This is a genomic window from Nonomuraea sp. NPDC004580, assembly GCF_040609855.1.
In the GTDB taxonomy this organism is placed as follows: Bacteria; Actinomycetota; Actinomycetes; order Streptosporangiales; family Streptosporangiaceae; genus Nonomuraea; species Nonomuraea salmonea.
Window position 1 is genome coordinate 331,676 of record NZ_JBEXLH010000001.1, and the last position, 22,049, is coordinate 353,724.

Consider the following 22,049-nt stretch of genomic DNA (forward strand, 5'->3'; position numbering starts at 1 on the left):
GCTCTACCCTAGAACGATGGTTACGGGTGTGCTCATCGACTGGGGTGGGGTGCTGACCACCAGCCTGTCCGACTCCATCGCGCGCTGGATCGCCGCCGACCGCATCGACGCCGACCGCTACCACACGGTGATGCGCGAGCTGATCGACCACGCCTACCGGGGCGGAAACGGCGACAACGTCGTCCACGCCCTCGAAAGGGGCGAGATCGACGGCGCCGCCTTCGAGCGCGACCTGGCCGCCCGGCTGCTCACCGTCGACGGCGTGCCGCCGGTCGCGGAAGGGCTGCTGGAGCGCATGTTCGCGGGCTTCGACCGGGTCGAGGCCATGTACGACATGCTCCGCGACGTCCGCGGCAACGGCGTGAAGACCTGCCTGCTGTCCAACTCGTGGGCCAACACCTACCCTCGCGACGACTGGGACGACCTCTTCGACGCGGTCGTCATCTCCGGCGAGGTCGGCATGCGCAAGCCGGAGGAGCGCATCTTCCGCCACGCGCTCGACCTCATCGGCCTGACCGGCGCCGACTGCGTGTTCATCGACGACATCGAGGCCAACATCACCGCCGCCGGCGCGCTCGGCATCAACGGCATCCACCACCGCGACGCCGCCACCACCATCGGGCACCTGGAGGGCCTGCTGCGTCTCACCTTGCGGAAGTAGCCCATCACCACCGTCGGTACCAGGGACCATGAGTAAGGTGGCGATCGGGCTCCCGCCTGAGCGAGCCCCGCACGTTTGGAAAGGTTCGTCATGCGCGTCTATCTGCCGTGTACTCTCCCGGCGCTGGCCTCGGTGCTGAAGGCAGGAGAGGTGGGCCCGGCCCCGCTGACCGGCTACGCGGTGACCCCCGCGCTGATCGAGTGGTACGCATCGGGCGACACCGAGGAGCTCGAGTACGTCGCGCTCACCGAGGCCGCCCGCGCCTCGCTGCGGATGCTGGCCGCCGACCGCGCCGACGGCGTCGACGCCCCCGCCCGGCGCGTGGTGATCGCCGCCGAGGTGCCAGAGGGAGCCGTCTCCGCGGGCGCCGCACTGGAGGAGCGCGGTCGCGTACGTCTCGCGCAGCCGGTGCCGATGGCCAAGGTGGCCGCCGTGCACATCGACGACCACGACGCCGAGCCCGACATCGAGGCGGCCATCGCCGCGCTGCCCGCCTCCGACGCCGGCGACGACGACGCCCGTTTCACCGTGGACGGCGCCGAGGCCCACGAGCTCATGTGGTACGCGACCCAGGAGATTCCCGACCTTCTCGGTTGATAACGGAGAGATCACGGCTCATGCGGCTCGCGCCTCTGTGTCGTCACACCACGTTAAGGTCACGACGCAGCACAGGATGTCGCACTGAAGGAGTCGGTTCTACGTGAAGCGTCGAGTCTTGGCGGTCGCCATCGGAGCGCTGGCCGTCCTGGCCAGCTCGCCCGCAGCGGCCCAGGCCGCGTCCTACGACCACAAGGACCCGTACAAGTCGGGGTGCGGCACCTCGGCGCGTGCCGTCCGCTCGGCCAAGATCGTCAGCCGTGCCAACGGCGAGGTGGGCACGGTCAAGCTCATGTGGTCGAGCAGGTGCCAGACCAACTGGACGGAGATCAAGACGGGCACGTCCATGACCGGGACCGTCAACGTCTACACCGCGGACGGCCGCTCCGACTCCTTCCGCTTCAAGGCCGGCAACGGCGGCCGCCACTGGGGCAACATGCTCAAGGCCAGGGGCATCTGCGCCTGGGGCAGCGTGAGCGTGCAGTGGAACGGCGGCAGGGGCGGCCAGAACGCCCAGGGCACGACCAGCAAGGCCTGCGGCTGACCTGCGGAAGGCGCGGGCGCCGCCGTTTCGGGGAGGGCCGCCATCGCGAATGTCATAGCGGGCATTTAGGCTTGGGCCCGCCATGACACAGCACATCATCTGGGACTGGAACGGCACCCTTTTCCACGACATCGACGCCGTCGTAGGGGCCACCAACGAGGTCTTCAAGCCGTACGCGCTGCCCGCACTCACCGCCGACGGCTTCCGCGCCGTCTACACCCGCCCCATCTGGGTCGCCTACGAGCGCATGCTCGGCCGCCCGCTCACGGAAGGCGAGTGGGAGCGGCTCGACCAGGGTTTCCACGAGCACTACTTCCGGCTGGCCGAGGTGTGCGAGCTGGCCGCCGGCGCCGAGATGATGCTGGCGGCCTGGACCGGCACCCAGTCGCTCTGCTCGATGGCCCCGCACGCCCACCTGATGCCCAAGGTGGCCTCGTTCGGCATCACCCGGCACTTCACCAGGATCGACGGCCTGCACGGCGCCACCGGTGGCGAGAAGGCCGCGCACATGGAGGAGCACATCAGGGCGCTGGACGTCGACCCCGCCCAGGTCCTCGTGATCGGCGACAGCGTGGACGACGGGCTGGCCGCCCGCCACGTCGGCGCCAGGGCCGTGCTCTACACCGGCGGCATGACGACCAGGCAGGAGCTGGAGAGCACCGGGTTCCCGGTGGTCGATCGGCTCGCCGACGCGCTCGACCACATCTGAGGGCCCGTCCTCGAAGGCCGGCCGTCTTCAGCGGGCGGTCATGCCGGAATCCACGTGGTAAGGATGCCGGAGGCCGTGATGGCCTACCCTGCTGCAGAGATCCTTCAGGAGGCCGCCATCAATCGCCTTGTGCTGTGGAACGTCGACCTGACGCTGGTCGACGTCGCCATCGTGACCAGAGACGCCTACGCCGAGGCGTTCCGCGTCGTGACCGGGCGTCCGCTCGTCAAGCTCGTCCCTCCGCTCGGCCGCCCCGACTCCGAGATCGTCTTCGAGACGCTCGCCGTCAACGGGATCGTGGCCGAGGACGACCATCTGCCCAGGTTCCTCGCGGCGCTGGCCACCGCCTTCGCCGACCGGCGCGGGCGGCTGGCGAAGGAGGGGCGCATGATGGCCGGGGCCAAGGCCGCGCTCAAGGCCGTCTCCAGGCTCGACGGCGTCGCCCAGACCGTGCTCACCGGCACGATCAAGAGCAACGCCGTGCTCAAGCTCAAGGCGTTCGGGCTCGACAAGCACATCGACTTCGAGCTCGGCGGCTACGGCGAGGAGGTCTACCCCAAGGCGACGCTGCTCCAGGTCGCCCAGTCGCGGGCCAAGCAGCGGCTCGGCACGCCGTTCACCGCGGCCAACACCGTCGTGATCGGCGACTCCACCCGTGACGTGCAGGCCGCCAAGATCGGCGGGGCGGCGATGATCGGCGTCGCGTCGGGCCGGTCGATGGCGTCCGAGTTGCGCGAGGCCGGGGCCGACGTGGTGCTGCCCGACCTGTCCGACGCCTCCGAGGTGGTGGCGGCGGTCGCGGCCCTGACCGCACCCCTGGACAGCCGGGCAGTGTGATCCCGGGATCAGGTGAGAGCTTTGAGGAAGCGGGCGGCGATCGGGGCGGCGACCGCTGAGCCGGCGCCGCCGCCCTCCACGATCACCGAGAACGCCACGTCCCCCTTGTAGCCGATGAACCACGAGTGCGCGGGCGGCTCCTTGCCCGAGCCGTACTCCGCGGTGCCGGTCTTGCCCGCCGTCCCCGACGGGAAGCTGACGCCGTGCGCGGTGCCGTCGGTGACCACGGCGGGCATGAGGGCGCGCAGCGCGTCCACGACGCCCTTCTCCAGCGGGCGCGGCGTGTCGGGCTGCCGGCCGGGGACGTGCTCGCCGGTGACCAGCCGGGGCGGGATCCACGAGCCCGAGGCGATCGCGGCGGCCACGGAGGCCATGTTGAGCGGGCTGGCCAGCACCCTGCCCTGCCCGATGGCGGCGGAGGCGAGGTCGGTGTCGTCCTTGGGGTCGGGGAACTCGGCGCGTACGGCGGGCACGCCCGGCGTGATCGGCGTGCCGAAGCCGAAACTCCTGGCCACCTCGGCGAGCCGGCCGCCGTTCAGCCGGTCCACGCTGAGCTGCCCGAAGGTGGTGTTGCATGAGTGCGCGAACGCTTTCTGGAACGTCAGCGTCCCGAAGTCCTCGTAGCCGGCGTTGTGGAACGGGAAGCCGCCGATGTTCTGCTCGGCCGGGCAGGTGACCCGCTGCCCCGGCTCGATGCCGCCGGCGACGAGCGCGGAGGCGGTGACCACCTTGAACGTCGAGCCGGGCGGATACTTGCCCATGAGCGCCCTGTTGAACCCGCCGGGCGCGTTGACCACGGCCAGGATCTCCCCGGTCGAGGCCCGCAGCGCCACCAGCGAGACGGGCTTGTCCACGCCCTTGAGCGCCTGCGCGCCGGCCCGGTGCACCTTGAGGTCGAGCGTGGTCTGGATCGGCGGCTCGCCGTCCGTCTCCCCGGCCACGTTGCGCAGCAGCTCATCGCCCCGGTAGAGGCCGATGACGGTGTTCCCGCGCGCCGTGAACCGGTCGGGGAAGGTCTGCTTCATGCCCTCGACGAGCTGCTGCACGGAGCCGGGCGCCGACGGGTCGTTGACCTGGGTGCCGTCGGCGGCGAGCACGCGTACCGGCTCGGCGTCGCGCTTGACGGCCCGCAGCGACAGGCCCTCGCGAAGCTGCGGGTGCATGGTGGCGGGCGTCCAGGCCACCTTCCACGTACGGTCGCGCTCGACCAGGTGCAGCCGCCCGGTGTAGGCGAGGTCGCGCGGCCCGGACAGCGCGGCGCGGAAGACGATGACCTCCCTGCCCTCGCTCAGGTCGCGGCGCTCGAAGTGCGCGGCGGTCAGTTTCAGCCCGGTGCGGAAGTCGCGATGGGCGCGCTCGAAGTCGGCGGGCGGGTCGGCGACCAGGTCGCGCATGGCGGCGTAGTCCTGGGTGCTCCAGGCCGCCAGGTAGTGGTCGGCGGTCTCCTCGGGCGAGCCCTGGGTCCGCGTCACCCAGACGACGCCGCCCGCCACGACGACCGGGACCAGCAGCCCGGCCACGATCCAGGGCCATCGCCTGCGGCGACGCCTGCCGTAAATTCTCCCCGTTTGCGGTGCCATGCCGCAGAGAACACCAGATGGGAAGTAACGGTGTCCAATATTGATATGAGGGACACATAGATACAAAAGTGGATATATTTGCTGGTCATGGACCTCGTCCGGCACCTGCGCTACTTCATCGTGGTGGCGGAGGAACTGCACTTCGGCAACGCGGCGATCCGGCTCGGCATGGCCCAGCCGCCGCTCAGCCAGCGCATCAAGCGGCTGGAGGAGGAGCTCGGCGTACGGCTGTTCGACCGCTCGGCCCGCCAGGTACGCCTCACCGAGCAGGGCAGGCTGCTGCTGGGCGAGGCCCGCGCGATCGTCACCCGCGTCGACCGGCTGCACGAGCTGGCCAGGCAGGGCGGCGGCACCGTGCTGAAGGTCGGCGTGCCGCCCGACCTGGCCGCGTCCGTGCTGGCCGCCCTGATCGCCGCCTTCCGCGCGGCCAGCCCCGACGTACGGGTCGCACCCGCCGAGATCTGGACCGCCGACCAGGTGGCGGCCCTGGCCGACGGCACGATCGACGTCGGGCTCGTCCGCCATCCGATCACCGCGCCAGGTCTGCGCTTCGGGCACGTGCTCGTGCAGCCCCAGGGCGTGCTGCTGGCCGACAGCGACCCGCTGGCCGCCGTCGGCGAGGTGCACCTGGCCGACCTGGCGGGCCGCGAGCTGCTGCTGCCGCCCCAGGAGGGTGAGCCAGGCTGGCGGGGCGAGGTGCTGGCCGAGTGCCGCCGCCACGGGTACGTGCCCGCCCAGGTCCATGACGGCGCCGGACTCGGGCTGGTGCTGGCCGGTGCGGCGGTGGCGTTCGGGCCGAAGGTGGAGCTTCCGGGGCTGGCCTGGCGGCCGCTGCTAGGCTCGCCGATCGCGAGCCGGGTCTCCACGGCCTGGCGCACGGCCACGGCCGCGACCACCGACTTCGCGGCCGTGGCCGTACGGACGTTGAAGGAGAGCGCCGGGATGACCGAGCAGGGCGCCGCGCCCCAGCGGCGGGTCAGCCGCAGACCGGGGATGCTGGCATGACCCCGCCCGACTTCGACGCCCTGTTCACCCGCGCCGGGGTGACCGGCTGGCTGTGCGCCGCCGACGTCGACACCGGCCACGAGCTCGGCCACGGCCCCGACGAGCTGCTGCCGACGGCGTCCATGTTCAAGGTGCCGCTGCTGGTGGAGTTCTGCCGGCAGGCCGACGCCGGGCTGCTCGACCCTGCCACTCGGGTCACGGTGCCCGCTGAGGGGCGCATCCCCGGGCCCACCGGGATCGCCGCGATGCTCGACGACGTGACGATCTCGCTGCGCGACCTGGCGTACCTGATGATCGCGGTCAGCGACAACACCTCGGCCGACACGCTGCTCGACCTGATCGGGTGCGACGCCGTCAACGCCATGCTGGACGGGCTCGGACTGACACGGACCCGGGTCGTGCAGGGGGCGGGGGAGGGCAACGCGCGCATGCGGGACGACACCGGGCACGGGTGGCCGTACCTCGATCCCGAGGACATCGCCCGGCTCAGCGTGCTCGACCCGGCGCACACCAACCGCAGCACGCCGCGCGAGATGGTCCGGCTGTTCGAGCTGATCTGGCGTGACGAGGCCGCCTCCGCCGAGTCGTGCGCGTGGATGCGCAGCGTGCTCAACATGCAGGTGTGGCCGCACCGGCTGGCCTCCGGCTTTCCGTACGACGACGTCGCCGTCAGCGGCAAGACCGGCACCTACCCGACGCTGCGCTGCGAGTCGGGCGTCGTGGAGTACCCCGACGGCCACCGGTACGCGGTGTCGGTCTTCACCCGGTCGTTCAGCACGGCCCTGATCCAGCCGCGCGCCGACGCGGTGATCGGCACGGCCGCGCGTATGGCGGTGGACCACCTACGGAGGTAGCAAGTTATGGGGAACGCCGGGTATGACATTCCTCCGTACGGGCGACAGGATGATGACATGGTTGCTGAGGGCGAGCTTCTCTGGGAGCCGGGCGACGAGGTGGTCGCGTCGGCCAGGCTGACCCGCTATCTGAGGTGGCTGGGCAGGTCAGGCGGTTACGAGGACGCGTGGCGGTGGTCGGTCGAGCATCCCGGCGCGTTCTGGACGTCGATCTGGGACTACTTCGAGGTGATCGGAGAGCGCGGCGACGGCCCCGTGCTGTCGGGCACGATGCCCGGGGTGACCTGGTTCGAGGGCGCCTCGCTCAACTACGCCGAGAACGCCCTGCGCCACGACGAGGGCCCCGGCATGATCTTCGTCAGCGAGGACGGCGGCCGGCAGGAGCTGAGCAGGGCCGAGCTGCGCGAGGAGGTCGCGCGGGTGCGGGCCGGGCTGGTCAGGCTCGGCGTCGGCCGCGGCGACCGGGTGGCCGGCTACCTGCCCAACATCCCGCAGGCGCTGATCGCGTTCCTCGCCACCGCCTCGCTGGGCGCCATCTGGTCGGCGGGCTCGCCCGACTTCGGCGTGCCGTCCATCGTCGACCGGTTCAAGCAGATCGAGCCGAAGGTGCTCATCGCCGTCGACGGCTACCACTACAACGGCAAGAGCTTCGAGCGCTCGGCCGCGGTCAACGAGATCGCCGCCGCGCTGCCCTCGCTGCGCGCCACCGTGTGGATCCCCTACCTGGCCGCCGCCGAGGACGGCAGGGCACCGCAGCAGGCCGAGCCGACCGCCGTTCATGCCGCGGGTCACGCCGCCGAAATGCCGCACGGCCAGGTGATCGGCTGGGAGGGCCTGCGGGCTGAGGAGGGGCCGCTGGAGTTCGAGCAGGTGCCGTTCGGCCACCCGCTGTGGATCGTCTACTCCAGCGGCACGACCGGGCTGCCCAAGCCGATCGTGCACGGGCACGGCGGCGTGGTGCTCGAGCACCTCAAGGCGCTCACCTTCCACCAGGACCTCGGCCCCGGTGACGTGTTCTTCTGGTACACCACCACCGGCTGGATGATGTGGAACTACCTCATCGGCGCGCTGCTGGTGGGGGCCACGCCCGTGCTCTACGACGGCTCGGCCACGCATCCGTCGCCGGCCGCCCTGTGGCGCATCGCCGCCTCGGAGGAGGCGACGTACTTCGGGGTGGGGGCGCCGTACATCATGGCCTCGCTGAAGGCGGGGCTCCAGCTGGAGGGGCTTGAGCGGCTGCGCGGGGTCGGCTCGACCGGCTCGCCGCTGCCGCCCGAGGGCTTCGCCTGGCTGGCCGGGCAGCTTCCCGGCACGCCGCTGGGGTCGTTCTCCGGCGGCACCGACGTGTGCACGGGATTCGTCGGCGCCACGCTGCTGCACCCCATCAGGGCCGGCATCATCCCCTGCCGGTCGCTGGGGGCGAAGGTGGAGGCGTACGATCCGGCGGGCAAGCCGGTGATCGGCGAGGTGGGGGAGCTGGTGCTGACCCGGCCGATGCCGTCGATGCCGGTCTGCTTCTGGAACGACCCCGAGGGGCGGCGCTACGCCGAGAGCTACTTCGACGTCTACCCCGGCGTCTGGCGGCACGGCGACTGGATAAAGATCAACGAAGACGGCGGCTGCGTCATCTACGGGCGCTCCGACTCCACGCTCAACCGGGGCGGCGTCCGCATGGGCACCAGCGAGTTCTACCGGGTGGTCGAGCGCTTCGAGGAGATCGCCGACAGCCTCGTCATCGACACCGGCCAGCTCGGGCAGGAGGGCCGGCTGCTGCTCTACGTCACGCTCGCGGAAGGCGCCGAGCTGACCGAGCCGCTCGAACGCGAGCTGCGCGCCGCCCTCCGCAAGGAGCTGTCGCCGCGCCACGTGCCCGACGAGATCCGGGTGGTGCCCGGCATCCCGCGGACGCTGTCGGGCAAGAAGCTAGAGGTGCCGGTACGCAAGATCCTCCTCGGCACGCCCGTCGAGCAGGCCGCCAACCCCGACGCCATGGCCAACCCCGAGGTGCTGCGCCACTTCACCGGCTCTTGAGGCCGAACAGGGGCAGGCACGCCTCCAGGTTGTGGAGCTCGAAACCGGGCTCCTCCCGCCATTCCTCCCTGTCCATGCGGAAGCGGCGGGTGACGACCGGCTTGCCCTTGCGGTTGTGCAGGGTCGTGCCGTCCTCCCGGTAGCCGAGCTTGCGCGTGACGGCCAGCGAGGAAGGGTTGTCCTCGAACGCCTCCGTCACCGCCGACCTCGCGCCCAGACCGGCGAAGGCGAAGTGCAGCACGGCCTTGCGCATCTCGGTGCCCACACCCTGCCCCTGGAAGCGCCTGCCCAGCCAGGAGCCGGTCTTGACCTCGCCGAGCACGGGGAAGTCGGAGGCCATGACGCCCTGGGTGCCGATGACCTGGCCTTCGCGGACGACGACGAACTCGATCGCCCAGTCGTCCTCGCTGAAGCGGCTCCAGGTCCCGAAGTGGAACTGGATCGTGCGCCTGGCCCGCTCGGCCGGCTCGCCATCGGTCCACGGGAAGAGGAACGGCATCTGCCCCTCGTCGTGGACGCCCTCTGCGGCGCGGTCGCCCAGGTCGTCGAGGTCCTCGAGGGACGGGACGCGGAGGGTGAGGCGGGGCGTGGTGATCGAGAGCTCGAAGAGCGGCCAGTTGCGCATGGCACGGGATGGTGCCAGACGTCCCGGCGACCGCGCGACGCATTTTTCCGACAAAAGGGTATTTTCCTGAATCTCGATATTAGCCGCGTCTTTTCCTCAACAAAACCATGAATTCTCTGCTGTCTGGGTAGGCGTCGATTTATGACGATAAAGCTTCAGACATTCACCGTTCTCGCTCTGTCCGCCGGCGTCCTTCCCTTCATCGCGATCCCGCTGCCCGCCGCCGCCGTCACCGTCCGTCCCGCCGCCCCGCCACCCGCGGAGAGCGCAGAGCGGCCGGCGAGCGAGGAGACGGAGAAGGTCGAGAAGGCCGAGGAGGTCAGGAGCAAGCCGGTGCTGCTGCGCCCGGGACACAGGGGCGAGGCCGTCCGCACGCTCCAGCGCAAGCTGCACAGGGGGCGCTACTACTTCGGCCGGATCAACGGCGTGTACGACGAGCAGACCAAGTTCGCCGTCTGGGCGTTCCAGAAACACAAGCGCATGATGCCGAGGAAGGAGGTCGGGCCGAAGCTGCTGGCGGCGCTGGACAAGCCGGTCAGGCACAAGGTGCTGGTGCCCGGCGGCGCGCCCGACCGGGTGGAGATCGACCTGCGCAACCAGTTGCTGACCGTCTATCGCGACCGCAGGCCCGCGCTGATCTCGCACGTCTCCACCGGAGCCGAGGTGCGCTACTGCGAGAACGGGCGGTGCGGCAACGCCATCACGCCGACCGGGGACTTCCGCGTGCTGCGCCGCGCGCCCGGCTGGACGACGGGGCCGCTGGGGTCGATGTACAACTCCCTGTACTTCACGGGGGCCATCGCCATGCACGGCTCGTCGAAGGTGCCGCTGCAGCCGGCCTCGCACGGGTGCGTGCGGGTGCCGCTGGAGACGTCCAAGCGGCTGTACCAGATGGTGAAGATCGGCGAGCCGGTGCACGTCCGGGGAAAAATTATGTGACCCGCCTTACGGTGAAATTTCTCGAAATATCGGGCTATTCTTCCGCGAGCCATCGCGCCATTCCCGGCGCGGACGTCCGGGCAGGGCGAAGCCCGGCGGGGCGCCGCGCCTTTCTCGGTTGCGTTCCCGATGAGACGCGGTGAACCCCGCCGGGCTCGTCAGCTCACGCCGTGCCGCCCACCCGCGAGATGCGCGGGATGCCGCCCACGCGGCTCAGGCGCGGCACGCTGTCCCCTGCCTTCTTCAGCACGCCGTCCTTGACCAGCCGCAGCGGCGAACCGGCCGGCTTGGGGCCGTCGCCGGTGGTCTGCGCCAGGCGCAACGCCAGCGCCGGGCACATGTCGACCGCCCGCCTGGCGTCCTTGGCCATGAAGCCGGGGATCTGCCTGAACGACGGGAAGCCGTAGTCGTCCAGGTCCACGAACTCGGGCAGCAGGTGCGCGCACAGGCCGTGCCCCTGGCAGCGTGACCAGTCGACCTCCAGCCGGTACTCGGGCTCCGGCTCGCGCTCCGGCATCGGCAGCACGCCGCGTACCGGACGGCCGCAGGAGCCGTGCTCCAGGTGGATGGCGATCTCGTCCTCGAACGCGTCCAGCGCCGACAGCACGAACTTGGCCGTCCCGTCGGGGTGGAAGCAGGCGCCGCGGCGCTCCACGACGCGTACGGCGCGGCGGACCGCGTCCACGGAGCCGGTGCCCTCGGCCAGCGCGCAGATGGCCCTGGCGACGTCGGGCAGCCCGAGCCGGCAGGGGCCGCACTGGCCGGCCGACTCGGCCGCCAGGTACGAGGCGACCCTGGCCGCCTCGCCCAGCGGGCACGTGGACTCGCCGAGCGGCACGATGATCCCTGCCCCCAGGGTCGCCCCTGCCGCTTTCATGCCCTCGCGGGAGATGACGGCCGTCTCGACCGCCTCGGCCGACAGCCACGCGCCGTGGTAACCGCCGATCAGCACCCCGTCGCCGGCCTCCGCCTCGCACAGGGCGAGCACGTCGGCCAGCAGGGTGCCGGTGGGCGCCTCGATCACCGCGCCGTTGGCGGCGCCGCCGCTGACGGTGAGCAGGATCGTGCCGGGCTCCTTGGTGGTGCCCACTTCCGCGTACTTCTGGGGGCCGTACTCGGCCAGCAGCGCGAACTGCGCGTACGTCTCCGTGTTGGACAGCAGGGTCGGCAGCCCGTCCACGCCGCTCTGCGCGGCCCGCTTCTTCCTGCCCGGCGGGATGCCCTCCTCCCCGTTGACCGCACGGACGAGCGCGCCGCCCTCGCCGGAGATGAACCGTTCCTTGATCCCGACCACTCTGATCGGGACCCGGCTCTCGGCGCCTCCCGAGACGTTGGCGGCGCGGCGCTCGGCCACGGCGGCGGCGACGGACGCCTCGGCGACCTCGCCGCCGGCCGTGGCGACGACCACCTCGCGGGCGCCGAGCGCCTCGGCCGCCAGCACCGCGCCGTCCAGCACGAGGTGCGGGTTGCGGGTCAGCAGCATGGCGTCCTTGGAGCTGGCCGGCTCCCCTTCCGCGCCGTTGACCAGGACGACGCTCTCGCCGGTGCCGGCGGAGTCGGCCACCGCCCGCAGTTTCCTGGCGAAGGGGAAGGCCGCGCCGCCCCGCCCCCGCATGTCCACCTCGTTGGCGTACGAGATGAGCTCGCCCAGTTCGCGTGGCTCCACGAGACCGTGGAGCGTGCGGTGGGCGGGCAGGTCGAGACGGCGGCAATGGTCCAGCCCGGCGGTCAGCCGGGCCGGACCCATGCGCAGCACCCGTGGGACGCGGGCGGGAATCACGAAGCCTCCTGGACGAGTGCGAACAGGGTCATCCCGCCTCCCGGTACCTGCGCCTGGCCTCGGCGAGGCTGACCGGCGCGTCGGCGCGGGCCGCCGCCGCGGCGGGCTGCCTGCTCTTGCCGGGGGCCTTGGCGGCGGGCCGTTCCGCGGGCACGCCCATGGGCGCGGCGGAGGTCACGGCGGGCCCCTCGATTCTTTCCGGTACGATCGGCGGCCTGCGGACCGTGGCCAGCACGCGCACGACCAGCGCACCGCCGACCGCCGCCATGCTGGCCACGTACGACCAGGCCACCCAACCGGCCGGCGGACGGCCGGCCGTCAGTCCGTGCATGATGCCGATGGGCCAGGCCAGGTACGCGGCGGAATGCAGGATCCGCCACATCCACGGCCTGCTCCGTACGGCGAAGCGACCTCTCAGCATCCCCGTCGCCACGGCCACGACCATGAGGTCGAAGGCCAGCGCGCCGAATCCCACGTAGATCCCGGCGATGGGCACGACCGCCGCCCCCGGCGGCACGTGTCCCAGGCTGATCATCAGCGTGATGTGCGTGATCAGGTACGCCAGCCCGATGAGCGCGGTGGCTCGGTGCGCGAGCTGTGCCCTGACCCGGTTCGCCGGAGACAGGAAGACGCGTTCCGTGGTGAGCAGGCCGAGCGCGACGGTCGCGGTCAGCAGCACCAGGGCGAACACGCCCGCGTAGAACTCGAGGAAGCCCACCCCTTGGCCGAGCAGCGCGATGCCGCGTTCCGTCCTGGTCAGCGCGAACGCCGATAACAGGACGGCCGCGATCGAGGCGCTCGCCCCCAGCCGGACCTTCCTGGTGTCCAGCAGGGTGGGGGCGTGCCTGGGGTGTCGTCTGTGGAGCATCTGTTTCCCTCCAAGGTCGGGTGAGGGTGCGACTCGGAAGGCTGGGAGCCCGATGGTCCGGGCGGACGGTCAGGTCAGCACCGGCGGCCCCGGTTGATGCAGTTGACGACGTTCTGCATCAGCCTGTCGGGCATCACGTTGACGAAGTCAGCGTGGTCGGTGACCGGGTTGTGCTTCTGCTCCGGGAAGGCGTCCAGTGCGAACGAGGGTCCCTGCGGCACCGCGTACGTGAGGGTCATGCGGAGTGCGGGTACCGCTCTGGTGCCCTGCGGGCAGGCGCCGTTCTGGTCGGGGAAGACGATGTGCGTGCGGTGGTTGGCGCTGTCGGTGTTCTGACCGTCCCAGCAGCTGGGGAAGTCCAGGATACGAACGACCTGGCTGCCGCGCGGGCAAAGCGGGTATTTGTCGGTAGTTATGCGATTTTGGAATCCCGTGCAGGTCCAGGCCGAGCGGGCGTTGGCGGTGCCGTTGGTGGCCGCCTTGGCGTCGCCGGTGATGATCCGCAGGAACCTCGGCATGGCCACGACCCTGGAGTTCGCGTTGCCGCGGAACTGCAGCTGCACCGAGCGGGCCCGCAGCACCTGGCCGACGTTGCCGTCCGGGTCATCGGCGTTCGCCTCAGACCTGCGGTCCCTGATGACCGGCCAGAAGTACGTGGACTGGTCGCCGAGCCGGCAGGTCGTGCCCGCCGCCGCCAGGCTCTCGTCGGTCGAGAACGCGTCGGTCGAGAGGTTGCCCACGTAGTCGTGCAGGTGGTGCGCCCCGTTGCTCACGCCTGGGGCGACGATGAAGTTGTCGGGGTTGTTGTGGCCGTTGCGGTTGGTGCCGCACTGCGCGTCGAACGTGCCGCGCGAGCCGCCCCCGCCGACGCGCGCGTCGAGGCGGCGCGGCTGGACCTGGCGGATGTCCACGAAGTCCTGCACGAACGGGCCGAGGTCGGCGCAGGGGGCATCGGCGGTGGGGGAGGGAGAGGGGCTCTGTGACGGGTCGGCATTGCCGTTGTCACCGCCGTTGTCACCGCCGTTGTCGCCGCCGTTGTCGCCGGTGCCATTCCCGTTGTCGTTCCCGTTTCCGTTGTCGTTGCCCGGGTCGTTGCCGTTGTTGCTGCCGTTGTCCCCGTTGTTAGCGCCATTCCCGTTATCGCCGTTGTTTCCTCCGTTTCCGTTGTCGCCGTTGTTGTTCCCGTTGTCGGCTCCGTCGTTATTTCCGTTGCCGTTGTTGCCGTTGTCTCCGTTATTGCCGCCATTGTCCGGGTTGCCCTGGTTTGCGGTTGGGCTGGGGGTCGGGCTGGGCGATCTGGTCGGCTGGCGGCGGCGCGAGAAGGTGGTGGGATCGTCCTGGTCGTCGGGGAACTGCGGGTCCACCGCGACGCTGCCGCCCTGCGGCGCCTGCTGGTCCTCCTGCTGGTTCTGATCCTGCTGCCGGCCGAAGCGGCCGAACCGGTCGTCGTCGCGCTGGTCACGGCCCTGCTGGTCACGGCCCTGCTGGTTCTGCCCCTGCTGGTTCTGTCCCTGCTGGTTCTGCCCCTGCTGGTTCCTGCCCGGCTGCTGGGACTGCCGCCCCTGAGGTGACTGGCCACTCTGGGCGGGGTCGCAGGGCGCGGCGACCGCCGGCCCTACGCCGATGACGGCCGCGGACACCAGGCCGGTCGCCGTCACGGCCAGCGCCGACACGGCCGCGGCCATGCGTCTGGATCTCCTCATGTGCGTTTCCTCTTTTCAACCGCCATTGACGACGGGTGGAGCGGGTGAGGGCGTGGGGGCTTCTGGAAGCCGCTGGTGGTCCACCAGACGCGTGGACTCCAGGTACGCCATGTGGCGCATCACGTAGTTGATGCCTTCCTGGGCCAGCTTGCGTACCTCGGAGTTGCGGGTCCCGGACCGCACGCCCGCCACGACGGAGAACACCTTTCCGTGCGCGTCACGCAACAGGTTGGCGAAGTCCTTGTCGAAGGCAGGGCCGCTCTCCGCCGCCAGCTGGGCCATCCAGCGCTGCTGGTCGGGGTTGGGCTCGTCGGGCAGGGCCACGCCGAGCTTCTTCGCCGCCTGGCGGACCATCAGGTCGAGCTCCTTGTGCTCGTCCCTGATCAGCCTCCCGACTTCCTTCACACGTTGGGACTCGGCGCGGGTCTGGGCGTACTCGCCGACGGGCATCTCCCAGAGGCCCGCCTGGCGTACCTTGATGAGCAGATCGACGTCGGCGGCCGTGAGCGGGCCCGACGACCGTTGCGTCCACTGAGCGGACGCGGGGTCGATCGCCGGGGGCATGACCAGCGCGATCGTCGCGGCGGCGGCAACCACGAAGCCGCCGAGCATGAACAACTCGCCGCGCAAAAGCCTGTGCATGGTCGGAGGTACGCGGGCGTACCCGCCAAGGTTCACGTATGGTCGGAGATAGTTAGAAATGACTGGAGTTATCGGAGTGGCTACCGCTTGGATAACGAAGGTGTAAAGATGTGCCCCGTGCTAGGTCACCTCGACGGCAGGTTCGAGAGTGCGGATGCCGAGGCGGAGCATCGCATCGCGGTGCTTTACCAGGAGTTCGGCGGCCCTCTGCTGCGCCACGTACGCAAATCAACAGGTAACGACCTTCAGTGGGCTGAAGACGTCGTGCAGGAGACGATCGTCAGGGCCTGGCGAAACTCGGCAAGACTGCAATGGGAACCGAGCCTCATATGGGCGTGGCTGCTGACCGTGGCCCGTCGCATAGTCATTGATGGTCGTCGGCGGAAGAGCGTCCGGCCGCAGGAGGTCGAGCCGCCTGAAGTCGACATGATGTCGGTTCCGGATGGATCGGAGCGAGCGTTATCGGCGATGGTCGTCGCTGACGCGCTGCGGTCCCTATCTCCGGAACACCGCGAAGTCATTGAGCAGACCTACCTCCGAGACCGTACGATAAGTGAGGCGGCGGAGATTCTGGGGATCCCGCCGGGCACGGTGAAGTCCCGGCTCTACTACGGCATCCGGGCTCTCCGTGAGCTGCTGCGGGACAAGGGGGTAGCCGGCTGATGCACGAAGAGGTGGCCGCCTACGCTCTCGGCGTCCTCGATGAGGAGGAGCACGAGGCGTTCGAACGCCACCTCGAAACGTGCGAGCGCTGTCAGGCGGAGCTGGTCGAGCTCGCCGAGGTGCCAGGGCAACTCGACGAGCTCAAGAACGACCCCTCTTCGACCTCCGGCGACGACCCGCCGATGTCCTCCATGTCACGTTGACGTTTATCCCCTTTTCGGGTGGTATCGGTAGGGCAAGGCGTCACGCCCGGCCGCACGTGGCCGGGCGGTCAGGGGAGGTGTTCGGTGGGCATCGACGGTGATGCGCCCGGCCCTCCACGCCGGCGGTTCGGCGAGGAAGGCGGTCTGCTCTCCTACGGCGACTACCTCCGCCTGCCCGAGCTCCTCGACCAGCAGCGGCCGCAGTCCGCGGCCCCAGACGAGCTGCTCTTCATCACCACGCACCAGGTCTACGAGCTGTGGTTCAAGCTGCTGCTCCACGAGCTGGAATCGGTGCGCTCCGCCATGTTCGCGGGCGAGCTGTGGCTGGCCAGGCACCTGTTCAAGCGGGTGCACGCGGTCGAGCGGGTGATGGTCGAGCAGATCGAGGTCCTGGAGACGATGACCCCACAGGACTTCCTGGCCTTCAGGGCCGGCCTGGCGCCCGCGAGCGGGTTCCAGTCGGTCCAGTTCAGGGAGCTGGAGTTCCTGTCGGGGCTGAAGGACGAGCGCTATCTCGGCTCCTTCAGGCACGCGGGCGAGGACGAGCTCGCCCGGCTGCGCCGCAGGCTCACGGAGCCCACGCTGTGGGATGCTTATCTGACCGCCCTCTCCCAGCGTGGCCTGCCGGTCTCCGACAGCGAGATCATGGACTCGCTGCTGGCCGTGGCGAGGGACCGCGGGTCTTACGACGACCTGTGGCAACTGGCCGAAGACCTGCTGACGCACGACGAGACCGCCGCGATGTGGCGGATGCGTCACGTCCAGATGGTCGAACGCCAGATCGGCACCAAATCGGGCACAGGCGGCTCGACCGGTGCTCCCTACCTGCGCGGCAGAACCCGCCTGCACTACTTCCCGCTGCTGTGGGAACTCAGGGCCTGGCTATGAACAGCCATGGCGAACCCTCACAAAGGAGTGAGAGCGAAATGCCGCTCGACGAGGCCAAGGATGAGCTGCTCCAGCGAGCCGCGGAAAGATGCGCGGCGAGCAGTGGGCACATGAGCGCCGAGGAGGCGCTGTCCTTCCTGCGGCTCTACTATCGACACGTCGCGCCGGAGGACCTGCTCGACCGCAACCCCGTTGACGTCTACGGCCCCGCGATGTCCCAGAGGCAGCTCGCGGAGGTCCGCCCCCAGGGCAGGGCGGTGGTCCGTGCCTACACCCCCACGATCGAGCAGAACGGCTGGGACCCCGGCCACTCCGTGGTCGAAGTGGTGACCGACGACATGCCGTTCCTGGTCGACTCCGTCGCGATGGAGCTCGACCGCCGCGACGTCGGCACCCACCTGGTCGTCCATCCGCAGATGCGGGTGCGCCGCGACATGACCGGCCGCATGCTCGGCCGCGGCCAGGAGGACGTCACCGGCCAGATGCTGGTCGAGTCGTGGATCCACATGGAGATCGACCGGCAGTCCGACCCCGAGGTGCTCAAGCGGCTCGAGGCCGGCCTGCTGAAGGTGCTCGCCGACGTGCGCCACACGGTCGAGGACTTCGCGAAGATGCGGGCCCTGGCCGTACAGACCGCCGAAGACCTGAGCATGAACCCGCCGCCGCTGGAGCCCGCCGAGGTCGAGGACAGCCTCGACCTGCTGCGCTGGCTCGCCGACGGGCACTTCACCTTCCTCGGCTACCGCGAATACCGGCTGGAGCACACCGACGAGGGCGAGATGCTGCGCGCGCTGCCCGGCGCGGCGCTCGGCATCCTGCGCGACGACAAGGCCGGGTCGGAGAGCTTCGCCGCGCTGCCCCCCGAGGTGCGGGCCAAGGCGCGCGAGAAGCAGCTCATGATCATCACGAAGGCCAACTCCAAGGCCACCGTGCACCGGGCCAACTACCTCGACTACATCGGGGTGAAGCTGTTCTCGCCGGACGGCGAGGTGATCGGTGAGCGGCGCTTCCTCGGCCTGTTCACCCACATGGCCTACAACGAGTCGATCTCCCGCATCCCGGTGCTGCGCCGCAAGCTGGCCGACGTGCTCGACCAGGCCGGGCTCGCGCCCGACAGCCACGACGGCAAGGACCTCATCGAGATCCTGGAGACCTTCCCGCGCGACGAGCTGTTCCAGACCTCCATCGACCAGCTGCTGCCGATCGCGCTCGGCGTGCTGCGGCTGCGCGAGCGCAAGCAGGTCAAGCTGTTCCTGCGGCGCGACGACTACGGCCGCTACATCTCCTGCCTGGTCTACCTGCCGCGCGACCGCTACACCACCAAGATCCGGCTGAAGATGCAGGAGGTGCTGCTCAAGGCGCTCGGCGGCACGTCGCTCGACTACAGCGCCATGATCGGCGAGTCCGTGCTGGCCCGGCTGCACGTCGTGGTGCGCGGCGAGCGCGGCAGGCAGCTGCCCGCGCCCAGCGTCGACGTCGAGGAGCTGGAGGCCCGCCTCGCGGCCATCACCCGCTCCTGGGAGGACGATCTCGCCTCCGCGCTGACCGAGATGACCTCAGAGGAGGAGGCGCCCACGCTCATCAAGCGCTACGCCTCCGCCTTCCCTGAGGGCTACAAGGCGGACTTCCCGCCCAAGGTGGCCGTGGTCGACCTGCGGCGGCTCGAAGAGCTCGTCGAGGCGGGCGACGGCGACAAGGTCGGCATCAACCTCTACGAGCCGTACGACGCGGCCGAGGGCGAGCGGCGGCTGAAGATCTACAAGATCGGCTCGCCCATCTCGCTGTCCCGCGCTCTGCCGCTGATCCAGCGGCTCGGGGTCGAGGTCGTGGACGAGCGGCCGTACGAGGTCGACCGCGACAACGACCCGCGCACCAAGAACGCGTGGATCTACGACTTCGGGCTGCGCTACACGCCGGCCGACGGCGTCGGCAGGGACGAGTTCAAGCGGCTCTTCCAGGACGGGCTCAACGCCCTGTGGACCGGCCGGGTGCAGGCCGACGACTTCAACGCGCTCATCCTCAGCGCCGGGCTGACCTGGGAGCAGGTCGAGATCCTGCGGGCCTACGCCAAATACCTGCGGCAGGCCGGCAGCACGTTCTCGCAGCCGTACATGGAGGACGTGCTCAAGGGCAACGTCAGGGTGGCCAGGCTGCTGGTGCGGCTGTTCGAGGCCAAGCACGACCCGCGGCGCGGCGAGGACGTCAGGGTCGATCTCGTGGAGGCGCTCAACGAGGAGATACTCGGGGCGCTGGACGAGGTGGCCTCGCTGGACGAGGACCGCATCCTGCGGGCGTACCTGGAGATGATCCAGGCCACGCTGCGCACCAACTACTTCCAGACCGTCGAGGGCGTGCGCAAGCCGTACATCTCGCTGAAGTTCGACCCGCAGGCCATCAGCGTGCTGCCGCTGCCCAGGCCGAAGTACGAGATCTTCGTCTACTCGCCCCGCGTCGAGGGCGTGCACCTGCGCTTCGGCAAGGTCGCGCGCGGCGGCCTGAGGTGGTCGGACCGGATGGAGGACTTCCGTACGGAGATCCTCGGCCTGGTGAAGGCGCAGATGGTGAAGAACACCGTCATCGTGCCCACCGGCTCCAAGGGCGGCTTCGTCGTCAAGCGGCCGCCCAGGTCCGGCAAGCGGGAGGACCTGCTCGCCGAGGGCGTGGCCTGCTACCGGATGTTCATCTCCGGCCTGCTCGACGTCACCGACAACCTCGTGGACGGCAAGGTCGTGCCGCCGCCCGACGTGGTCAGGCACGACGGCGACGACACCTACCTCGTCGTCGCCGCCGACAAGGGCACCGCGACGTTCTCCGACATCGCCAACGGCGTGGCCAAGGAGTACGGCTTCTGGCTGGGCGACGCCTTCGCCTCCGGCGGCTCCATCGGCTACGACCACAAGGCCATGGGCATCACCGCCCGCGGGGCGTGGGAGTCGGTCAAATACCACTTCCGCACTATGGGCGTGGACGTCCAGACGACCGACTTCACGGTGGCCGGCATCGGCGACATGTCGGGCGACGTGTTCGGCAACGGCATGCTGCTGTCGCAGCACATCCGGCTCGTGGCCGCCTTCGACCACCGGCACATCTTCGTCGACCCCTCGCCCGACGCCGCCCGCTCCTACGCCGAGCGCCGCCGCCTGTTCGAGCTGCCGCGCAGCTCGTGGGAGGACTACGACGCCAAGCTGATCTCCCCGGGCGGCGGCGTCTTCCCGCGCACCGCCAAGTCCATCCAGATCACCCCGCAGATGCGCGAGGCGCTCGGCATCCCCGCCGGCATCGCGTCCATGGCGCCCAACGACCTCATCAGCGCCATCCTGCGGGCCCCCGTCGACCTGCTGTGGAACGGCGGCATCGGCACCTACGTCAAGGCCAGCTCCGAGTCCCACACCGACGTCGGCGACAAGGGCAACGACGGGCTCAGGGTCAACGCGTCCGAGCTGCGCTGCAAGGTCGTCGGCGAGGGCGGCAACCTCGGCTTCACCCAGCTCGCCCGCATCGAGTTCGCGCTCAACGGCGGGCTGGTCAACACCGACTTCATCGACAACTCGGCCGGCGTCGACACCTCCGACCACGAGGTCAACATCAAGATCCTGCTCGACCAGGTCGTCCGCGACGGCGAGCTGACCGACAAGCAGCGCAACCAGGTCTTCACCTCGATGACCGACGAGGTCGCCGAGCTGGTGCTGCGTGACAACAAGGCCCAGAACGTGGTGCTCGACGCGGCCCGTACGCAGGCCGTCGAGATGCTCCACATCCACGCCCGCTACCTGCGCAAGCTCGAACGCGACGGGCTGGTCAACCGGGAGCTGGAGTTCCTGCCGTCGGACAAGACCCTCGCCGAGCGGCGCCAGGCCAGGCTGGGGATGACCTCGCCCGAGTTCTCGGTGCTGCTCGCCTACACCAAGCTGGTGGCCGACGCCGAGCTGCTCGGCTCCGACCTGCCCGACGACCCCTACCTGGCGTCGTGGCTGGTCGACTACTTCCCCTCCGCGCTGCGCGAGCGGTTCAGGCCGTACATGGACGCGCACCCGCTGCGCCGCGAGATCATCACCACCCGCGTGGTGAACGAGCTGGTCAACTCGGCGGGCACCACGTTCATGTACCGCTTCGGCGAGGAGACCGGCGCGTCCACGCCCGACATCGTGCGGGCCTACCTGGTCGCGCGCGAGGTGTTCGACCTGCCCGGCTTCCACCGGGCGGTGGAGTCGCTGGACAACGAGGTCGACACCGCCACCCAGATCGCCATGCTGCTGGAGGCCCGCAAGCTGGCCGAGCGGGGCGCCCGGTGGCTGCTGGTCAACCGGCGGCCGCCGCTCGACCTCGCCGGGTCGGTGAGCTTCTTCGACAAGGGCGTCAACGGGATCACCGGGCACATACCCAAGCTGCTCACCGGGCCCGACCTGGCCGCCTTCGAGGAGCGCCGCGACGCTTTCGTGGCCCGCGGGGTGCCCGACGACCTGGCCGAGCGGGTGGCCGCGATGGTGCCGGCGTACTCGACGCTCGACCTCGTGGAGATCTCATCGCTGACGGGACGCCCGGTCAACGAGGTGGGCGAGGTCTACTTCGACCTAGCCGACCGGCTCCAGCTCTCCCGGCTGCGCGAGCGCATCATCGCCCTGCCCCGCGACAACCGGTGGAACTCAATGGCCCGCTCGGCGCTGCGCGACGACCTGTACGCCGCGCACGCCTCGCTGACCCGCGACGTGCTGGCCCACAGCCGCCCCGGGCTGTCGCCCGAAGAGCGGCTGGCCCGCTGGACCGAGGCCAACTCGGCGGCGGTCGCCAGGGCCAGGCAGACGCTGTCGGAGATCTGGGAGAGCGACAACTTCGACCTCGCCACGCTGTCGGTCGCGCTGCGCGCCATCCGTACGCTGGTGGCCGCCAGCAACCTGCCCCACACGGAGGCCTGAGAAGCGC

Annotated in this window: 19 protein-coding genes; 13 read left to right on the plus strand and 6 right to left on the minus strand. The window is 70.1% G+C overall.

Annotation, left to right across the window (positions count from 1 at the left end):
* The first annotated feature begins 16 nt into the window (after positions 1–16).
* The 5 genes from ABZW11_RS01520 to ABZW11_RS01540 all read left to right on the plus strand — a co-directional run bounded on the left by ABZW11_RS01520 (position 17) and on the right by ABZW11_RS01540 (position 3,348).
* Positions 17–661, plus strand: coding sequence for an HAD family phosphatase (locus ABZW11_RS01520; protein WP_355411427.1), 645 nt, complete (start codon positions 17–19; stop codon positions 659–661).
* 90 nt (positions 662–751) lie between these two features.
* Entirely contained in the window at positions 752–1,258 is a 507-nt protein-coding gene (locus ABZW11_RS01525; RefSeq protein ID WP_355411429.1) for a hypothetical protein, read from the plus strand.
* A gap of 103 nt (positions 1,259–1,361) precedes the next feature.
* Positions 1,362–1,802, plus strand: coding sequence for a DUF2690 domain-containing protein (locus tag ABZW11_RS01530; RefSeq protein ID WP_355411431.1), 441 nt, complete (start codon positions 1,362–1,364; stop codon positions 1,800–1,802).
* 82 nt (positions 1,803–1,884) lie between these two features.
* Positions 1,885–2,511 carry an HAD family hydrolase gene (locus ABZW11_RS01535; protein ID WP_355411433.1) on the plus strand — a complete coding sequence of 209 codons (627 nt, stop codon included), beginning with the start codon at positions 1,885–1,887 and terminating at the stop codon, positions 2,509–2,511.
* A 78-nt stretch (positions 2,512–2,589) separates the two neighbouring features.
* On the plus strand, positions 2,590–3,348 hold the full coding sequence (locus ABZW11_RS01540) for a haloacid dehalogenase-like hydrolase (RefSeq protein WP_355411434.1): 759 nt from the start codon (positions 2,590–2,592) through the stop codon (positions 3,346–3,348).
* An 8-nt stretch (positions 3,349–3,356) separates the two neighbouring features.
* Here ABZW11_RS01540 and ABZW11_RS01545 read toward each other — a convergent pair whose 3' ends face one another.
* A complete protein-coding gene (locus ABZW11_RS01545; RefSeq protein WP_355411436.1) occupies positions 3,357–4,928 on the minus strand; it encodes a penicillin-binding transpeptidase domain-containing protein in 1,572 nt (523 codons plus the stop codon).
* 87 nt (positions 4,929–5,015) lie between these two features.
* On the opposite strand from ABZW11_RS01545, the gene ABZW11_RS01550 reads away from it, so the two are divergent.
* Genes ABZW11_RS01550 through ABZW11_RS01560 form a run of 3 tightly spaced genes read left to right on the plus strand, consistent with a single transcriptional unit; the run spans position 5,016 to position 8,818 of the window.
* Positions 5,016–5,933, plus strand: a complete 918-nt coding sequence (locus ABZW11_RS01550) for a LysR substrate-binding domain-containing protein (protein WP_355411438.1) — start codon at positions 5,016–5,018, stop codon at positions 5,931–5,933.
* Complete coding sequence (locus ABZW11_RS01555) at positions 5,930–6,787, plus strand: serine hydrolase (protein WP_355411440.1); 858 nt, start codon at positions 5,930–5,932, stop codon at positions 6,785–6,787. Before ABZW11_RS01550 ends, ABZW11_RS01555 begins: the two co-directional genes overlap by 4 nt.
* Before the next feature lie 57 nt (positions 6,788–6,844).
* Positions 6,845–8,818 (plus strand): acetoacetate--CoA ligase, encoded by a 1,974-nt coding sequence (locus tag ABZW11_RS01560; protein ID WP_355411442.1) that lies wholly within the window; start codon positions 6,845–6,847, stop codon positions 8,816–8,818.
* Here ABZW11_RS01560 and ABZW11_RS01565 read toward each other — a convergent pair.
* Positions 8,805–9,443, minus strand: a complete 639-nt coding sequence (locus ABZW11_RS01565) for a GNAT family protein (protein WP_355411444.1) — start codon at positions 9,441–9,443, stop codon at positions 8,805–8,807. The genes ABZW11_RS01560 and ABZW11_RS01565 overlap by 14 nt on opposite strands.
* A 141-nt stretch (positions 9,444–9,584) precedes the next feature.
* On the opposite strand from ABZW11_RS01565, the gene ABZW11_RS01570 reads away from it, so the two are divergent.
* A complete protein-coding gene (locus ABZW11_RS01570) occupies positions 9,585–10,382 on the plus strand; it encodes a L,D-transpeptidase family protein (protein ID WP_355411446.1) in 798 nt (265 codons plus the stop codon).
* Positions 10,383–10,545: 163 nt separating this feature from the next.
* Here ABZW11_RS01570 and ABZW11_RS01575 read toward each other — a convergent pair whose 3' ends face one another.
* The 4 genes from ABZW11_RS01575 to ABZW11_RS01590 form a co-directional block, all read right to left on the minus strand.
* Complete coding sequence (locus tag ABZW11_RS01575; protein ID WP_355412018.1) at positions 10,546–12,129, minus strand: NADH-ubiquinone oxidoreductase-F iron-sulfur binding region domain-containing protein; 1,584 nt, start codon at positions 12,127–12,129, stop codon at positions 10,546–10,548.
* A gap of 61 nt (positions 12,130–12,190) precedes the next feature.
* The gene (locus ABZW11_RS01580) at positions 12,191–13,030 is read right to left on the minus strand and encodes a ferric reductase-like transmembrane domain-containing protein (protein WP_355411449.1); all 840 of its coding nucleotides are present in this window, start codon (positions 13,028–13,030) and stop codon (positions 12,191–12,193) included.
* A gap of 74 nt (positions 13,031–13,104) precedes the next feature.
* Complete coding sequence (locus ABZW11_RS01585; protein WP_355411451.1) at positions 13,105–14,733, minus strand: DUF1996 domain-containing protein; 1,629 nt, start codon at positions 14,731–14,733, stop codon at positions 13,105–13,107.
* Between the two features lie 15 nt (positions 14,734–14,748).
* Positions 14,749–15,375: a DUF4142 domain-containing protein gene (locus ABZW11_RS01590; protein ID WP_355411453.1), complete on the minus strand. Its 627-nt coding sequence runs from the start codon at positions 15,373–15,375 to the stop codon at positions 14,749–14,751.
* Between the two features lie 108 nt (positions 15,376–15,483).
* Here ABZW11_RS01590 and ABZW11_RS01595 point away from each other — a divergent pair, with 108 nt between their 5' ends.
* The 4 genes from ABZW11_RS01595 (at position 15,484) to ABZW11_RS01610 (ending at position 22,042) form a co-directional block, all read left to right on the plus strand.
* Positions 15,484–16,038, plus strand: a complete 555-nt coding sequence (locus ABZW11_RS01595) for a sigma-70 family RNA polymerase sigma factor (protein WP_345396666.1) — start codon at positions 15,484–15,486, stop codon at positions 16,036–16,038.
* Positions 16,038–16,241, plus strand: coding sequence for a zf-HC2 domain-containing protein (locus tag ABZW11_RS01600; RefSeq protein WP_355411455.1), 204 nt, complete (start codon positions 16,038–16,040; stop codon positions 16,239–16,241). The genes ABZW11_RS01595 and ABZW11_RS01600 overlap by 1 nt, the downstream gene beginning before the upstream one ends.
* Before the next feature lie 84 nt (positions 16,242–16,325).
* The gene (locus tag ABZW11_RS01605; protein ID WP_355411457.1) at positions 16,326–17,129 is read left to right on the plus strand and encodes a tryptophan 2,3-dioxygenase family protein; all 804 of its coding nucleotides are present in this window, start codon (positions 16,326–16,328) and stop codon (positions 17,127–17,129) included.
* A gap of 38 nt (positions 17,130–17,167) precedes the next feature.
* Positions 17,168–22,042 carry an NAD-glutamate dehydrogenase gene (locus tag ABZW11_RS01610; RefSeq protein WP_355411459.1) on the plus strand — a complete coding sequence of 1,625 codons (4,875 nt, stop codon included), beginning with the start codon at positions 17,168–17,170 and terminating at the stop codon, positions 22,040–22,042.
* Positions 22,043–22,049 lie beyond the last annotated feature (7 nt).

Coding starts and splice junctions, on each gene's coding strand:
- ABZW11_RS01590 (WP_355411453.1), bottom strand. CDS start 15,375: ATGCACAGGCTTTTGCGCGGCGAGTTGTTCATGCTCGGCGGCTTCGTG.
- ABZW11_RS01580 (WP_355411449.1), bottom strand. CDS start 13,030: ATGCTCCACAGACGACACCCCAGGCACGCCCCCACCCTGCTGGACACC.
- ABZW11_RS01550 (WP_355411438.1), top strand. CDS start 5,016: ATGGACCTCGTCCGGCACCTGCGCTACTTCATCGTGGTGGCGGAGGAA.
- ABZW11_RS01540 (WP_355411434.1), top strand. CDS start 2,590: ATGGCCTACCCTGCTGCAGAGATCCTTCAGGAGGCCGCCATCAATCGC.
- ABZW11_RS01525 (WP_355411429.1), top strand. CDS start 752: ATGCGCGTCTATCTGCCGTGTACTCTCCCGGCGCTGGCCTCGGTGCTG.
- ABZW11_RS01560 (WP_355411442.1), top strand. CDS start 6,845: ATGGTTGCTGAGGGCGAGCTTCTCTGGGAGCCGGGCGACGAGGTGGTC.
- ABZW11_RS01570 (WP_355411446.1), top strand. CDS start 9,585: ATGACGATAAAGCTTCAGACATTCACCGTTCTCGCTCTGTCCGCCGGC.
- ABZW11_RS01610 (WP_355411459.1), top strand. CDS start 17,168: ATGCCGCTCGACGAGGCCAAGGATGAGCTGCTCCAGCGAGCCGCGGAA.
- ABZW11_RS01565 (WP_355411444.1), bottom strand. CDS start 9,443: ATGCGCAACTGGCCGCTCTTCGAGCTCTCGATCACCACGCCCCGCCTC.
- ABZW11_RS01600 (WP_355411455.1), top strand. CDS start 16,038: ATGCACGAAGAGGTGGCCGCCTACGCTCTCGGCGTCCTCGATGAGGAG.
- ABZW11_RS01520 (WP_355411427.1), top strand. CDS start 17: ATGGTTACGGGTGTGCTCATCGACTGGGGTGGGGTGCTGACCACCAGC.
- ABZW11_RS01585 (WP_355411451.1), bottom strand. CDS start 14,733: ATGAGGAGATCCAGACGCATGGCCGCGGCCGTGTCGGCGCTGGCCGTG.
- ABZW11_RS01575 (WP_355412018.1), bottom strand. CDS start 12,129: ATGGGTCCGGCCCGGCTGACCGCCGGGCTGGACCATTGCCGCCGTCTC.
- ABZW11_RS01545 (WP_355411436.1), bottom strand. CDS start 4,928: ATGGCACCGCAAACGGGGAGAATTTACGGCAGGCGTCGCCGCAGGCGA.
- ABZW11_RS01555 (WP_355411440.1), top strand. CDS start 5,930: ATGACCCCGCCCGACTTCGACGCCCTGTTCACCCGCGCCGGGGTGACC.
- ABZW11_RS01535 (WP_355411433.1), top strand. CDS start 1,885: ATGACACAGCACATCATCTGGGACTGGAACGGCACCCTTTTCCACGAC.
- ABZW11_RS01595 (WP_345396666.1), top strand. CDS start 15,484: ATGTGCCCCGTGCTAGGTCACCTCGACGGCAGGTTCGAGAGTGCGGAT.